Origin of the sequence: Rothia sp. HMSC065C03 (genome assembly GCF_001837295.1) — a bacterium.
Lineage (GTDB): Bacteria > Actinomycetota > Actinomycetes > Actinomycetales > Micrococcaceae > Rothia.
The window spans coordinates 429,033-443,006 of record NZ_KV832006.1 but is presented as its reverse complement, the minus strand read 5'-3'; the positions used below and the strand labels follow the sequence as shown (position 1 = coordinate 443,006).

Genomic DNA, 13,974 nt, shown 5'->3' with positions numbered 1-13,974 from the left:
CCTACAAAGCACTCACTCGCGGTTTCACACTCCTTGACGAAACCGTAACCTGGGTCGAGTCAATCGAGGGACAATTCGACGCCGCGCAAGCGAACGCAAGCCGAAAACTCCCGCGAGACACCACCCTCGGGGTATTCACACCCATCACCGAGGCATACAATAACTACGAACAAGGTAAGCAGACACGCAGGTCTGAGCGGATCAAGCGACGGGTCTCCCGACGAGATCGACTCGGCCAACCTCAAAACATCGGAGACCTGCTTTAACTAGAAAGGCACACCATGGGCCAGATTTTCAGCCACCCCGCGACCATCATCGTCGTTATCCTCCTCATCGTCCTGCTCTTCGGCGCACCCAAGCTGCCCGGCATGGCACGCAGCCTCGGTCAGTCCATGCGCATCTTCAAGACCGAAGTTGAGGGTCTGAAGAACGACTCCAAGAAGGACCCCCGCGAGAAGGACGGCGAAGAGGTCGTCACCGCTGAGGTCGTAGACAACGGCAAGGACGGCAAGACCGAAACCAAGTAACGGTCCCGCCCCAACGCACCAAACCCGTGCCAGCCCCACCGGCCGGCACGGGTTTTGCGGCACCACCCCGTAAACACCCCACCAGACCCCCTCAGCCGCATCACATACGGCACCGACACCCAGAGGACACCACGTGGCAACACCTGACCAGGACGTGCGCAACCGCAAACTTAATCCTGAAGCACGCATGGAACTCAAGGAACACCTGCGCGAATTCCGCGACCGCCTCATTAAGGCGGCTATCGCAACCGTCATCGCAGCCATCATCGGTACGGTCTTCCTCTACCAGCCTTTCATTGAAATGATCTCTGCGCCCCTGCAGCAGATCAACGCAGAAACCGGCCGCAACGCAAACCTGAACTACGGTAGCGTCGCTTCTCCCTTCGACCAGTTGCTGAAGGTCGGCATGTACATCGGCTTGGTGATTGCGTCTCCCGTCTGGCTGTACCAGGCGCTGCGATTCCTGCTGCCGGCACTGCACACTAAGGAGAAGAAGTATCTCTTCGGCTTCCTCACCGCATCTATTTTCGCGTTTGCCTGCGGTGTCGCCATTTCTTACTTCACCCTCCCCGGCGTGGTTTATGCGCTGCTGAAGTTCACCCCCGTCAACGAAAGTAACTACATTGACGCCGGCGTGTACATCTCCTTCATCCTGAAGTTCGTTGTGACCTTCTCTTGCGCCTTCATCATCCCGGTGATTCTGGTTGGCATTAACATGCTGGGCCTGATCCGCGGCACCACCATCCTGAAGGCTTGGCGTTGGGTGGTTGTTCTGGTCGCAGTGATTGCGGCACTGACCGCACCCGGTAGCGACATCATGATGATGTTCGTGCTCATGGCGCCGCTGCTGATTTTCTTCTTCGCAGCAATCGGCATCTGCATGATCAACGACAAGCGCCGCGACCGAAAGCTCGCCAAGCTGGCGCAGGGTGCAGATGAAGCAAGCTTGAACACCGCAACCAGCGCCGAAGACCTGGCGAAGATGGGTTACTTCGAGGAAGAGAAGACTTCCTAATTGAATAGCTCGCTTTGAGCGACATCGCCGAAAGGGGCGGGGTACAGAAAGATTCTGTGCCCTGCCCCTTTCGCGTACCCGGATTAGTCGCATGCCGGCTCGCGCTGCCCCTCCGTAGCGAGTTCCACAGGGAGCGTTATACCGCGTCGGATGCGCTCGCTGTTCGCCCATACCGGATTAGTGCCCGTGCAGGGTGCTTTCTGAAGGCTCGCGGCGGGTGAACCGTTACACTGGACATACTATGAGCAAGCACCACGCACAGCACACATCCGACGCACACGCTTCTAACGCACAGCCCCCGGCGGAGCGCACCGACTACGCTGCCGCCTACGCCGCATCCCGAGAACGCGCCGCATACGCGAAGACCGCCCTCGGGGCTTTTGAGGCGTCCCTTGATTTTCCGCTGGATGATTTTCAGCGTCAGGCGTGTGCCGCCGTGGAGGCGGACCGCTCCGTCCTCGTTGCCGCGCCTACTGGTGCCGGTAAGACCATTGTGGGTGAGTTCGGTATCTACCTGGCGTTGCGCCGCGGCATGAAGGCGTTCTACACGACCCCCATTAAGGCGCTGAGCAACCAGAAGTACCACGACTTTGTGCGCGCATACGGTGAGGATTACGTGGGTCTGCTCACCGGCGATACGAGCATTAACACGGAAGCACCCGTGGTCGTGATGACCACCGAGGTGCTGCGCAACATGCTCTACGCCAACTCGACCACGCTGACCGGCCTGGGATATGTGGTCATGGATGAGGTGCACTACCTGGCGGACCGTTTCCGTGGCGCGGTGTGGGAAGAGGCGATTATTCACCTTCCCGAGCACGTGAACGTCATTTCTCTGTCGGCTACGGTGTCGAACGTTGAGGAGTTCGGCGCGTGGCTGGATACGGTGCGCGGCGGCACGGACATTATTGTTTCTGAGCACCGTCCGGTGCCCCTGTGGCAGCACATGATGGTCGGTCACCGCGTGGTGGACCTGTTCGTACCCGAAGACAACTCCGCGCAGGGTAAGAACCAGGAGCCGGAGGAGAAGCTCTCCCGCAAGCAGGCGAAGAAGGCACAGAAAGCTAAGCAGCGCGGCGCAACCGTGGAGGCGGGCGCCAACCCTCTGCTTGCCGGTCTGCGCCTGAACCCGCAGCTGAAGGCGCTACGCCCCGGCTTCCGTTCCGCACCGGGCCGCGGACGCTACGGCGGCAAGCGTGAACGTTTCCGTCACCGCCGTGAAGGCTGGCTGAATGAGACGTTCAGCAGCGGTGAGCGCGGCGGCTCGAACCGTCGTGACCGTTTCAACGATCGTTTCAGTAACGACCGGGAGTTTGATGCGCGCGGTGAGCAGAAGCCTCTGCGTCCGCAGCGTATTACCCGCCCGGAGATGGTGCGCGCTCTGGATAAGCAGGGCCTGCTGCCCGCTATCTGCTTTATCTTCTCGCGTGCCGGTTGTGACGGCGCGGTCAGCCACTGCGTATCCGCCGATATTACGCTGACCACCCCCGAGCAACAGCAGACCATCCGCGCCTACATTGCGGAGGCGACCGCTCACCTGGACACCCGCGACCTGAACACCCTCGGCTACTACGAGTGGCGTGACGGCCTCATTCGCGGTATCGCCGCACACCACGCCGGCCTACTACCCCTATTCAAGGAGGTCGTCGAAACCCTCTTCGCCCAGGGCCTCATCAAGCTGGTCTTCGCCACCGAAACCCTCGCACTGGGCATCAACATGCCCGCACGCACCGTCATCCTGGAAAAGCTCACCAAATACAACGGCGAATCCCACGTGGACATCACCCCCGGCGAATACACCCAGCTAACCGGACGCGCAGGCCGCCGCGGCATCGACATCGAAGGCCACGCGGTCGTCATGTGGCGCCCCGGCATGTCCCCGGAACACGTGGCAACCCTCGCCTCAACCCGCACCTACCCGCTGAACTCCTCATTCCGCCCCACCTACAACATGGCGGCAAACCTCATCGCCTCCTACGGCGCCGAACGCACCCGCAAAATCCTGGAATCCTCCTTCGCACAGTTCCAGGCAGACAAGTCGGTCGTGGGCATTGCCTCCCGCGTACGCAAAAACGAAAGCGCCCTAGAAGGCTACCGCGAAGCAATGGCATGCCACCTGGGCGACTTCACCGAATACGTCCAGCTCAGCCGCCAAATCGCCGAGCTGGAGAAGAAGGCCTCCAAGAGCAACGAGCGTCACGCCCGCGCGCAGGCACACCACAGCATCCAGCAGCTGCTGCCCGGCGACATCATCTACATTCCGCACGGCCGCTCCCGCGGCTACGCAGTCGTAGTCACCCGCTCCGATTCGCACGCCGACCCGCGCATCGGCATCGTCACCGAGGACGCGCACCAGCGCACCGCCTCAACCCGCGATTTTGAGGGTGCCGTCGAACCGGTCTCACGCATCAAGATTCCGAAGCGCCTGAGCCTGAAGACCCCCAAGGAACGCCGCGACACCGCAAGCCGCATGCGCCAGGCGCTCTACGACGGCCGCGCCCCGCGTGCGCTCGCGCAGCAGAACATTCCGGCTCGTCAGAACAGTATTGACGCGCAGCTTGAGGCTCTGCAGGCTCAGCTGCGTAACCACCCGTGCCACGGCTGCTCGGACCGCGCGAACCATATGCGTTGGGCTGAGCGCTGGCAGAAGCTCAACTCTGAGACGGAAGGTTTGCGTCGTCAGATTGCGCGCCGCACCAACACGATTGCGCAGGTCTTCAACCGCATTGCGCGCCTGCTGGAGAGCTACGGCTACGTGGAACGCACCGAGGACGGCGAACTTTCGCTCACCGCCGGCGGCCAGGCGCTACGCCGCATCTACGGCGAACGCGACCTGCTGACCGCCCTGTGCCTGGACACGCACTTCCTCGACGGCCTGGAGCCCGCCGCCATCGCCGCGACCGTCGCCGCGCTAACCTACCAGGGTAAGCGCGACGCGGTGGAGTATCTGGCTCACTACCCGCACCCGTCCCTGCGCGCACCCATTGCGACGATTACGCAGCGCCTCGCAGACCTGAACGCCGCCGAGGAACAGCACAAGGTCAACCTGACCCCCGCCTGCGACTTCGGCCTGGTCGAACCCATGTACGCCTGGGCAAACGGCGCCCACCTCGCCAAGGCAATCGAGGACACCGGCCTTGCCGCCGGCGACTTCGTACGCTGGGCAAAGCAGGTACTGGACGCCCTGGACCAGATCGCGCACATCCGCTCACTGGACCCGGCGATTCGTGCCCGCTGTGAAGAGGCGATTGAGGCGGTACGCCGCGGCGTGGTCGCGCTGGACGTCTAAACCACGCCTACCGCTACATCGCGCCCGACCGGTTCGGGCCACCACCCCCGCACCTAAGTTGTTCCACGTCATCTAAGGACGAACGAACTACCGCAGGCAGCGGGGGTGCTTCTATACTCGAAAGAGACGCTCAGCTGAGCTACGCGAGCACAATTGAAGTGCCCGCCCCGTGTGCGCCTCGGCGCGCCTCAAAGGTGAAAGGATTCTAATGTCTACCCGAATTTTTGTGGATGGTAGCGTATACAGCCCCGTCGACCCGTACGCAACCGCAATGCTGGTCGAGGACGGCTTCGTCCGCTGGGTTGGTTCCGACTCCGGGGCGCGTTCCATCGCTGACGATTCCGCCACCATCACCGAACTTGACGGAGCTCTGCTGACCCCCGCCTTTGCGCGCGCCCTCGCACCGGTCGCAGGCAAGGAAGCACCCGAAATCCTCGACTACCTGCAGGCATACCGCGCAGCCGGCTACCACACGCACACCCTGCTCGCCGGCATGGAAGACGTACCCGACCTCGTCTCCGCACTCAGCTACTACAGCGCCGAACACGGCACCCCCGACATCCGCCTCATCCTCAACGCCACCGGCATTGAAACCGACGAACTCATCAGCGCCATCAAGGCACTACGCCCCCTCACCGAAGGCGAACGCGCCATCAAGGGCCTGCAGCTAGTCGGCATCTTTGTCACACCCACCGAAGCGTCCGCAGCAGCACAGGTCGCCGAAGACGCCGCACTCCTGCTCTCCATCGACGCATCCACCGGATTCACCACCGCAGCCGACGCAGCGCTCGCCGTACGCGAAACCCGCCCCTGGCTCTCCATCCGCCTCGACGCAGCAATCAGCACCCCCCAAGACCCCATCACCGACGAATACCTCACCCAGCTGGCAGAAGCACGCATCAACCTCGGCCTCAGCGTCTGCGAACCCGAAGAAGACGAAACCGCCAACGACACCGTCCAAGCACTCCTCGCACACGCCGGGGGAGAGGTACGTGAGTCGGTAGCTTCCGTAGCCCGCCGCGCAAACGCAGCAGGCACCTCCATCGCGCTGGGTTCTGATGCTCAGCTGTACGCACCCGGCGCCTGGTCCCTCATCCGCGAACTCGTCAACGACGAACACGGCATCTCCGCACGCAGCGCCTTCGCCGCCCTCACCCGCGGCGTATACCGCCTCGCCCACGAAGAAAACCCCTTCACCGGACAGCTCACCCCCGACACCCCCGCATACGTCGCACAATGGCGCGTCGAAGCCCTCATGGTCCAAGCACCCGACTCCCGCGTCGCATCGTGGAGCACCGACCCCCGCGCTCGTATTCCGTTGCTTCCGGTGCTGGAGGAGGATTCGCCTCTGCCCATCCTGGAATCTATTTACACTGAAAGTAACTAATTTTTTAGCTTGTCAAAACCTTTTTAGGCGGTTTAGGGGCAGTGGAAGCCCCTGAGGATTCAGCTGCCCACATGTTTACCCGGTATACTGGATATCTACACTGCCTGTTTTATATGCACCTGTGAGGGAGTAATATGCGCGTTCTAACTGTCATCCCGACGTATAACGAGAAGGAGAACCTGCCCGTCGTGGTAGAGCGTCTTCGCAAGGCAGCTCCCGAGGTGGACATTCTCGTGGTGGATGATAACAGCCCCGACGGCACCGGCCAGATTGCTGATGAGCTGTCGGCTAAGGATTCCCAGATTCACGTTCTGCACCGCACCGTTAAGGACGGTCTGGGTGGCGCATACCTCGCCGGCTTCGATTGGGGCCTTGAGGCAGGCTACGACATTCTGATTGAAATGGACGCTGACTGCTCGCACCAGCCTGAGCAGCTTCCTTCCCTGGTTCGTGCAGTGGAGGCGGGCGCTGACCTGGCTATTGGTTCGCGTTACGTGCCCGGCGGCAAGACCAAGAACTGGCCGGCTCACCGCCAGATTCTCTCTCGCGGCGCTAACCTGTACACCCGCCTGATTCTGGGCACCTCCATCAAGGACATTACCGCTGGTTTCCGTGCGTACCGTCGTGACGCTCTGCAGCGCCTGAACCTTGACGGTATTGACTCGAAGGGCTACGTGTTCCAGGTGGATTTGGCGTGGCGTTCTGAGCAGGCTGGTCTGAATATTGTTGAGGTTCCGATTACTTTCGTTGAGCGTGAGATTGGCGCTTCGAAGATGGACGGCAACATTATCTTCGATTCCATGTCTAAGGTGACTCGCTGGGGTCTGACCAACCGTGTTCAGAAGCTGAAGAAGGCTCTGGGCAAGTAACTCGTTCTGAGACTTATACGAAAGGCCGGGGCGGATACATAACGTATCCGCCCCGGCCTTTTTCTGTTTTCTCTGGCACTCTTTCCTGGCTCACGTATCGACGAAGCCACCACCAAAAGAAGAAAGCCCGCTCAGAGCGCAAATGGCTCTTAGCGGGCTTCTACAGCCTTTCTACGGCGTGTCTACAGCGCTTTTAGAGCGCGTAGTGCTTGCGGTAGTATTCCAGGCGGTCTTCCAGAGTCTTTTCCAGCTCTTCGATGCTGCGGCGTTCCATGAGCATGTCCCAGTGGGTACGTGCGGGCTTTTCCTCTTCGGCGTCTGCGGTGGAGTCGCCGTTGACGAGGTATGCTTCCTTGCCGGACTTTGCGGTCCATACCGAGGGGATTTCTGCCTCTGCCGCGAAGGTCACGAAAACGCGGTCACCGTCTGCGGTACGGTATTCGACGCGCTGGCGGGGCGCGGGCTGTACGTTCGATTCGGTTTCCATCGACTGGGAACCCAGGCGCATACCGCGCAGGCTACGATCGCTCATTTTTCCTCCAGTGTCGTCGGGTGCGCCTTGTGGCGCTTTAGGCATAACGTTGGGCGGGGGAGAGCTATTCCCTCGAACGTTTACAAAACATCCATTATATCGGTAATAGTCTCCACCCGCCCAGCGTGGTGGTGTTTATTCGGCGTGATTTTTGGTGATTCGCGCCTTTTTATGCGTTAGATTCCGCGTTTAGCCGTTGATGCCGTAGCTTCCGGGGGCCTGCGGTGCGCTCTTGGGAGCCTCTGCTGCGGGCTTCTTCGGTGCGTCCGCAAGGTCGGATGCGGGCAGGGTGCCGAATGCGTTGCCCAGGCCGCGCAGTGCATCGCCCAGTTCGGTCGGGATGAACCAGAGCTTGTTGGCGTCGCCTTCGGCGAGCTTGGGCAGGGTCTGCAGGTACTGGTAGGTGAGCAACTGCTGGCTGGGGTTGGATTCGTGGATTGCGGCGAAGACCTTCTGCACGGCTTCGGCTTCACCGTTTGCGCGCAGGATTGCGGACTGTGCGTCACCTTCCGCACGAAGGATCTGTGCCTGCTTTTCGCCCTCTGCACGCAGGATGGCTGCGCGGGATTCACCTTCTGCGGTCAGAATGTCGGACTGCTTCTGGCCTTCTGCGGTGAGGATTGCGGCGCGGCGGTCACGCTCTGCACGCATCTGCTTCTCCATGGAGTCCTGGATGGACACCGGGGGCTGGATTTCCTTGATGTCCACGCGGGAGACGCGCAGGCCCCAGCGGCCGGTGGTGGAGTCGAGTACGCCTCGCAGTTCAGCGTTGATCTGGTCGCGGGAGGTGAGGGTCTGCTCCAAGTTCAGGCCACCAACGACGTTACGCAGGGTTGCGCTGGTCAGCTCGTCCACGGCACGAATGTAGTTGGTAATTTCGTAGGTTGCTGAGCGCGGGTCGGTGACCTGGAAGTACACGACGGTGTCGATGCCGACCACCAGGTTATCTTCGGTAATCACTGACTGCGAGGGGAAGGAAACGACCTGTTCACGCAGATCGATGAGGGGCAGCACGCGGTCAACTACGGGGATGACGATGTGCAGGCCGGGGTTGAGGACGGCGTGGAACTTACCCAGTCGTTCGACGATGCCGGCTCGTCCCTGCGGGATGACGCGCACGGTCTTGGCGAGCATCGTAAGTACGAAGAGGATGAGTAGAACCGTCAGAATAAGGCTGATAGGCATTGTTTCTCCTTATCGGTGAGTTATATGGTGTGTTTTTGGAGTATCTAGTCGGCTTTTGGAGCCGGTATTCAGATGGGTCTTAGTCGTGGGGGAGAGGCTCTACGATTGCGGTAGCACCCTCAATGGCTCGTACCCTCGCGTGTGATCCTGCTACGAGCGTTCCGGAAGCGGTGCGCGCCGTCCAGGTGTCGCCAGCCAGTACAACCAAACCGGTTTCACTAGTCACATCTTGAGTGATGCGCACCTCAGCACCAACGAGTGCTTCAGCATTAGTAACAGCGCCGGTGGCTGATTTGTTGAGCTTCCTGAGCAGCGGCGGGCGTAGACCAAGAACCAGAATCAGGCAGATCACCACGAAAATAACGGTTCGAATCAGCATGTTATCCACGAAGGGCGATATTGCTGCGGTGATGCCTGCGCTAATCGCCAGCATGAGAAAGAACAGGTCGAGGCTGAGCATTTCTATGACGGCGAAAACGAGGGCGAGTGCAACCCAGAGTGTCCAGGGTGTCTCAAAGAGCCAATCCACGAGTTTTCTCCTTTGGTGTACATCAACCGGCGTGGTTGATGTTGGATCTGCACACGAGGCGACGGCACCTTCGTGATGCGGGGTATATCCATTATTTCAGGTGGATTGAGTGCTGGCGACAGTTCTGGTGACCGGGTGAGGTTAATACATGAACTGTTAAGACTTTATTTAGATACGGGGAATCTTGAGTTCATTCTAGACCTCCCTAAAAAGCCGATAATATACATTATGTAAAGTAGACCTATTTTTCACTACCCCATCGGACGCTCACCGGTGCTTTCGACGCTCTGGCTGGCACACTCTGAATGATGCGGGTCGAGCCGGTGCTCCTCGTGGCGCAACTACGCTGTTCTCGTCCGCCACTCTGAACTCCGCGCGCCTCAGCTTCCTCAACCCGCAACTACGCGCTCAAATGCTCCGAACCTTTGGGCTCCTCAGTATGTCCCTCAGCGCCTCTCGTTAAACGACAAACACCCGAGACTCCACACCTTTCGGTGCGCTCTGTTCGTCTCGGGTGTCTACTATCGATTTTCTGGAGCTTTACGCTTCTGCGTGCTTTTCGCTGAACTCTACCCATGCGTTGAGCACACGCTCCGCTGCACCGGATGCAATAGATTCACGTGCATCAGCCAAAGCCTGAGTGAAGCGGGTCTCAAAGCTCTCACCGTTGACCGGGCGGTACGCCACTAGGCCTGCGGCCGCGTTGATGAGCACAGCGTCGTGAATAGCGCGCAGCGGGCTCTTCTGGGCCTCGCCCTCCCCCGCCAAAATGGCACGGAAAACGCCCGCGTTGTACTCAGCGTCGCCGCCTCGCAGCTGCTCCAGCGGTGCGTTGTGCAGACCGTACTCGGCCGGGTCAAAACGGTACTCGGTCAGCTTGCCGTCCACAGCCTCCCACAGGCGGCTCGTGGTCGCGATGGTCAGCTCATCCAGGCCGTCATCGCCGCGGAAAATCAGGGCATGGTCGCCGCGTTCAGCGAAGACGTGAGCCATCTTCTCAGCCATGACCGGGTTAGCAACGCCGATAGCCGAGGACTTCACGCGAGCCGGGTTCGTCATGGGGCCCAGGTAGTTGAACGCGGTCGGAATACCGAGCAGACGGCGGGTCGGGCCCACGTGGCGCATTGCCGGGTGGAAGGTCATCGCAAACAGGAACGTGATGCCGGTCTCGCGAGCGCATTCGGCGACTGCGGGAATGGGCATGTCGAGGCGGATTCCGAGGGCTTCGAGGACATCTGCGGAGCCGGATTTGGAGGTGGAGGCACGGTTGCCGTGCTTGACGACGGTGGCGCCGGTGCCTGCGATGACGAGGGCTACCATGGTGGAGATGTTGACGGTGTTTTGCTGGTCACCGCCGGTGCCGACGATGTCTACGGCGTGGGGGTCGATGTCGACGGTTTCGGCTTTGGCGATCATGCCGGCTGCGAGTGCGCCGAGTTCTTCGGGGGTTTCGCCTTTGGAGTGGAGGGCGGTGAGGAAGGATGCGAGGATCGGCTGTTCGGTTTGGCCGGTCATGATGTGGTCCATTGCCCAGGCGACTTCGGTGTCGGTGAGGTTTTGGTGTTTGACGAGCTGGTTGAGGATGTATTTCCAGGTGATTTCGTGCGTAGTCATGTGTTAAGTGTAAAACCCCCGCCGCGTATCTGCATGGTTGGGTGCAGTATGCGAGACGGGGGTTTGTTAGGTGTGTTGCACTGTGGTGCTTAGCGCTGGGGTGTCTTCGGTTTAGTGGAAGGAGTCACCGCATGCGCAGGAGCCTGCTGCGTTGGGGTTGTCGATGGAGAAGCCCTGCTTTTCGATGGTGTCTTCGAAGTCGATGGTGGAGCCGTCGAGGTAGGGTGCGCTCATCTTGTCGACGATGACTTCTACGCCGTCGAAGTTGCGGACTGCGTCGCCGTCGAGGACGCGCTCGTCGAAGTAGAGCTGGTAGATGAGGCCGGAGCAGCCGCCGGGCTGGACGGCGATGCGCAGGCGCAGGTCGGTGCGGCCTTCCTGTTCGAGGAGGGTGCGGACCTTGGTCTGTGCTACTTCGGTGAGGTTGACGCCGTGGGTCGGCAGTTCGGTGGTGGTTTCACTCATTGGTGTTGTCCTTTTGTTTGGTTGGTTGCCCGTGTGCGCCGCGTGTGGGTGCGTGTGGGCGTTTTAGCCTTCACGATACGCGCCCGAGTGTTTGATGTACAACCTAGGGTGTGCATAGTTCGCCGGGGGCGTGAGTGTTGGCGTGGAGGCTTGACATGTAATTCTGCTTCTAGGATACCGAAAAAGTGGGGGTTGGGGTTTGTGACCCTTCTCCCCCACTTTTCTGGTATTTCTGGCGAGCGCGTTCTGCGCCGCTATCTCTGGCTAGTACAGCTAGCTACAGAGAATGCGTTTAGCGAGCGCCGAGTGCGCTGAGCAGTAGCGCCTCCGCAAGGATTGCGTTCTTGAAGTCCGGGATGTAGAGGGACTCGTTGGCGCTGTGTGCGCGGGTGTCGGGGTCTTCTACGCCGGTGACGAGGATCTGTGCCTGGGGGAAGAGGTCCTTCAGGTCGGAGATGAACGGGATGGAGCCGCCCATGCCGGTCTGTACGGGTTCGACGTCCCAGGCGGCGCGCATTGCGTCGAGGGCGGTTTGTGCGCCGTCTGCGTCGACTTCGGTGGCGAAGGGCATGCCGGAGTCTACGGCGGTGTAGGTTGCTTGTGCGCCGTGGGGTGCGTGTGCCTTGATGTGTTCGGCGAGTGCGCGGTGTGCGTTTTCGGGGTTGTCGCCGGGTGCGAGGCGGGTGCTGATGCGTGCGCGGGATACGACGGCGAGGGTGTTGGAGGAGGTTGCGATGGAGGGGATGTCCATGCCGATGACGGAGATTGCCGGCTGGGTCCACAGGCGGGATGCAACGGATCCGGTGCCTGCCAGGGGTACGGTGTCGAGGATGCCGGAGTCGTTGCGGAAGTCTGCTTCGGCGTATTCGAGTTCGGGTTCGGGGGCGCGGTGCAGGCCTTCGACGGCTACGGCGCCGGTGGCGTCGTGCAGGGTGGCGAGTAGCTGCGCCATGAGGGTGTGGGCGTCGAGCATGGGACCACCGAACATGCCGGAGTGGATGGCGTGGCTGCCGACGCGTACTTCGATGTCGCCGGATGCGACGCCGCGCAGGCTGGTGGTCAGGGCGGGTACGCCGGCGCGCCAGTTGGCGGAGTCTGCGACGACAATGTAGTCGGCGGACAGTTCCTCACGGTAGGTGTTGAGGAAGGAGACGAAGGAGGGCGAGCCTGCTTCTTCTTCGCCTTCGATGAAGAGCTTCACGCCGAGCTTGAAGTCCTCGCCGAGAGTCTCGTTGAGGGCTGCAAGTGCGGCGAGGTGCACGAGGATGCCTGCCTTATCATCTGCGGCGCCGCGGCCGTAGAGGCGGTCACCCTTGCGGGTTGCGACGAAGGGTTCGGTGTCCCACAGGTCGAGGTTGCCGGCGGGCTGTACGTCGTGGTGGGCGTAGAGCAGGATGGTCGGGTAGCCTTCTGCGGCGGGTCGCTGGGCGATAACGGCGGGCATGCCCTGCTTTTCGGTACCGTCTGCGGTGGTGTAGGTGGCGCGTTCGATACGTACGTTGTCGAAGCCTGCCTTGGTTGCGAGCGCGGCGACTGCCTCAGCGCTGCGGTCTACCTGGGTGAGGTCGTGCGATTCCCAGGCGATGGAGGGAATGGCGACGAGCTCGGTGAGGGTCTGCAGGGTTGCTTCGAAGTTTTTGGTGACGGCGTCGCTGAGGGCGCTGTGGTGGGTGAATTCAGTAGTCATGTTTCTACCTTACCCCCACCTTACCCGCCGCCGCCGGGTGGTTGGGGTTGTTTCAGTTGCTGGTGTGCGCTTGTGGGGGGCGGGTTTGGTGTGTGCCGTTCGGGTATGATGGGAGGGTGTTTGGTCGTAAGAAAGAGAAGGCTGAAGCGGAAGCTGTTCAGCCGCAGGTTGTAGAGGAGCCTCAGGCTCCGGTTAATCCGAAGTTCACCCCGAAGAAGGGCCGTCCTACTCCTTCGCGTAAGGAGCAACAGGCGGCTCGTCGTCAGCCTCTGGTTGTTAATGACCGTAAGGAGGCGAAGGCGCGTGAACGTGAGGCGATGGCGAAGGCTCGTGAGCGTCAGAATGATGCGTTGATGGGTGGCGATCAGCGTTACCTGCCCGCCGTGGACCGTGGTTCGCAGCGCCGTTATATCCGTGATTATGTGGATGCGCGTCGTAACCTTGGCGATTTCATGCTGGCTATTCTGCTGGTTCTGCTCATTGGTGGCTGGATTGCTCAGGGCGTGGCTGGTACGTCTAGCGTTGGTGCAACGATTTATTACGGTTCCGTGTACGCAATGTATGCGCTGATGATTCTGTGGGTTGTTGACTACTTCATTCTGTGGCGTGGCCTGAAGAAGAAGCTGATTGCGAAGTTCGGCGAGGTTCAGCGCGGTTCTGGCATGTATGCGTTTAACCGTGTGATGATGATTCGTCGTATGCGCCGCCCGGTTCCGATGGTGAAGTACGGCGAGTACCCGCACTAAGTCGTTAGTGCCTTATAGGTGCTTGGGGAGAGGTCTTGAATGTTCAGGCCTCTCCCCTATTTTTATGTTCTTACGCGACTCTCTTACGTGAGAAGCCACATGTGTTTCGAGAAGCCACTTCTTTGGTGG

12 protein-coding genes are annotated in these 13,974 nt (G+C 60.5%); 6 read left to right on the top strand and 6 right to left on the bottom strand.

Features of this window, described 5'->3' with window-relative positions; genetic code table 11:
- The first annotated feature begins 281 nt into the window (after positions 1–281).
- The 5 genes from tatA to HMPREF2605_RS07435 all read left to right on the top strand — a co-directional run bounded on the left by tatA (position 282) and on the right by HMPREF2605_RS07435 (position 7,087).
- The gene (gene tatA, locus HMPREF2605_RS07455; RefSeq protein WP_005506024.1) at positions 282–527 is read left to right on the top strand and encodes a Sec-independent protein translocase subunit TatA; all 246 of its coding nucleotides are present in this window, start codon (positions 282–284) and stop codon (positions 525–527) included.
- A gap of 133 nt (positions 528–660) precedes the next feature.
- A complete protein-coding gene (gene tatC / locus HMPREF2605_RS07450) occupies positions 661–1,542 on the top strand; it encodes a twin-arginine translocase subunit TatC (RefSeq protein ID WP_083324866.1) in 882 nt (293 codons plus the stop codon).
- 241 nt (positions 1,543–1,783) lie between these two features.
- Positions 1,784–4,831: a DEAD/DEAH box helicase gene (locus HMPREF2605_RS07445; protein WP_070847674.1), complete on the top strand. Its 3,048-nt coding sequence runs from the start codon at positions 1,784–1,786 to the stop codon at positions 4,829–4,831.
- Positions 4,832–5,039: 208 nt separating this feature from the next.
- Positions 5,040–6,218, top strand: a complete 1,179-nt coding sequence (locus tag HMPREF2605_RS07440; protein WP_070847671.1) for an amidohydrolase — start codon at positions 5,040–5,042, stop codon at positions 6,216–6,218.
- A gap of 134 nt (positions 6,219–6,352) precedes the next feature.
- Positions 6,353–7,087 (top strand): polyprenol monophosphomannose synthase, encoded by a 735-nt coding sequence (locus HMPREF2605_RS07435; RefSeq protein WP_005506032.1) that lies wholly within the window; start codon positions 6,353–6,355, stop codon positions 7,085–7,087.
- A gap of 193 nt (positions 7,088–7,280) precedes the next feature.
- Here HMPREF2605_RS07435 and HMPREF2605_RS07430 read toward each other — a convergent pair whose 3' ends face one another.
- The 6 genes from HMPREF2605_RS07430 to HMPREF2605_RS07405 form a co-directional block, all read right to left on the bottom strand.
- The gene (locus tag HMPREF2605_RS07430) at positions 7,281–7,619 is read right to left on the bottom strand and encodes an RNA polymerase-binding protein RbpA (protein ID WP_005506034.1); all 339 of its coding nucleotides are present in this window, start codon (positions 7,617–7,619) and stop codon (positions 7,281–7,283) included.
- Between the two features lie 189 nt (positions 7,620–7,808).
- Positions 7,809–8,804, bottom strand: a complete 996-nt coding sequence (locus HMPREF2605_RS07425; RefSeq protein ID WP_005506035.1) for an SPFH domain-containing protein — start codon at positions 8,802–8,804, stop codon at positions 7,809–7,811.
- A 79-nt stretch (positions 8,805–8,883) separates the two neighbouring features.
- Positions 8,884–9,333 (bottom strand): NfeD family protein, encoded by a 450-nt coding sequence (locus tag HMPREF2605_RS07420; protein WP_070847667.1) that lies wholly within the window; start codon positions 9,331–9,333, stop codon positions 8,884–8,886.
- Between the two features lie 540 nt (positions 9,334–9,873).
- The gene (trpD, locus tag HMPREF2605_RS07415; protein ID WP_070847664.1) at positions 9,874–10,947 is read right to left on the bottom strand and encodes an anthranilate phosphoribosyltransferase; all 1,074 of its coding nucleotides are present in this window, start codon (positions 10,945–10,947) and stop codon (positions 9,874–9,876) included.
- Positions 10,948–11,058: 111 nt separating this feature from the next.
- On the bottom strand, positions 11,059–11,412 hold the full coding sequence (locus tag HMPREF2605_RS07410; protein WP_005506039.1) for a HesB/IscA family protein: 354 nt from the start codon (positions 11,410–11,412) through the stop codon (positions 11,059–11,061).
- A 292-nt stretch (positions 11,413–11,704) separates the two neighbouring features.
- Entirely contained in the window at positions 11,705–13,099 is a 1,395-nt protein-coding gene (locus tag HMPREF2605_RS07405; RefSeq protein ID WP_070847661.1) for a M20/M25/M40 family metallo-hydrolase, read from the bottom strand.
- 116 nt (positions 13,100–13,215) lie between these two features.
- Between HMPREF2605_RS07405 and HMPREF2605_RS07400 the strand changes: the two genes are divergently transcribed.
- Entirely contained in the window at positions 13,216–13,845 is a 630-nt protein-coding gene (locus tag HMPREF2605_RS07400) for a DUF3043 domain-containing protein (RefSeq protein WP_070847658.1), read from the top strand.
- Positions 13,846–13,974: the final 129 nt, after the last annotated feature.

Bases quoted from the DNA above. Each gene is read 5' to 3' on its own strand.
- HMPREF2605_RS07410 (WP_005506039.1), bottom strand. From the start codon at position 11,412: ATGAGTGAAACCACCACCGAACTGCCGACCCACGGCGTCAACCTCACC.
- tatA (WP_005506024.1), top strand. From the start codon at position 282: ATGGGCCAGATTTTCAGCCACCCCGCGACCATCATCGTCGTTATCCTC.
- HMPREF2605_RS07440 (WP_070847671.1), top strand. From the start codon at position 5,040: ATGTCTACCCGAATTTTTGTGGATGGTAGCGTATACAGCCCCGTCGAC.
- HMPREF2605_RS07425 (WP_005506035.1), bottom strand. From the start codon at position 8,804: ATGCCTATCAGCCTTATTCTGACGGTTCTACTCATCCTCTTCGTACTT.
- HMPREF2605_RS07445 (WP_070847674.1), top strand. From the start codon at position 1,784: ATGAGCAAGCACCACGCACAGCACACATCCGACGCACACGCTTCTAAC.
- HMPREF2605_RS07430 (WP_005506034.1), bottom strand. From the start codon at position 7,619: ATGAGCGATCGTAGCCTGCGCGGTATGCGCCTGGGTTCCCAGTCGATG.
- HMPREF2605_RS07405 (WP_070847661.1), bottom strand. From the start codon at position 13,099: ATGACTACTGAATTCACCCACCACAGCGCCCTCAGCGACGCCGTCACC.
- HMPREF2605_RS07435 (WP_005506032.1), top strand. From the start codon at position 6,353: ATGCGCGTTCTAACTGTCATCCCGACGTATAACGAGAAGGAGAACCTG.
- trpD (WP_070847664.1), bottom strand. From the start codon at position 10,947: ATGACTACGCACGAAATCACCTGGAAATACATCCTCAACCAGCTCGTC.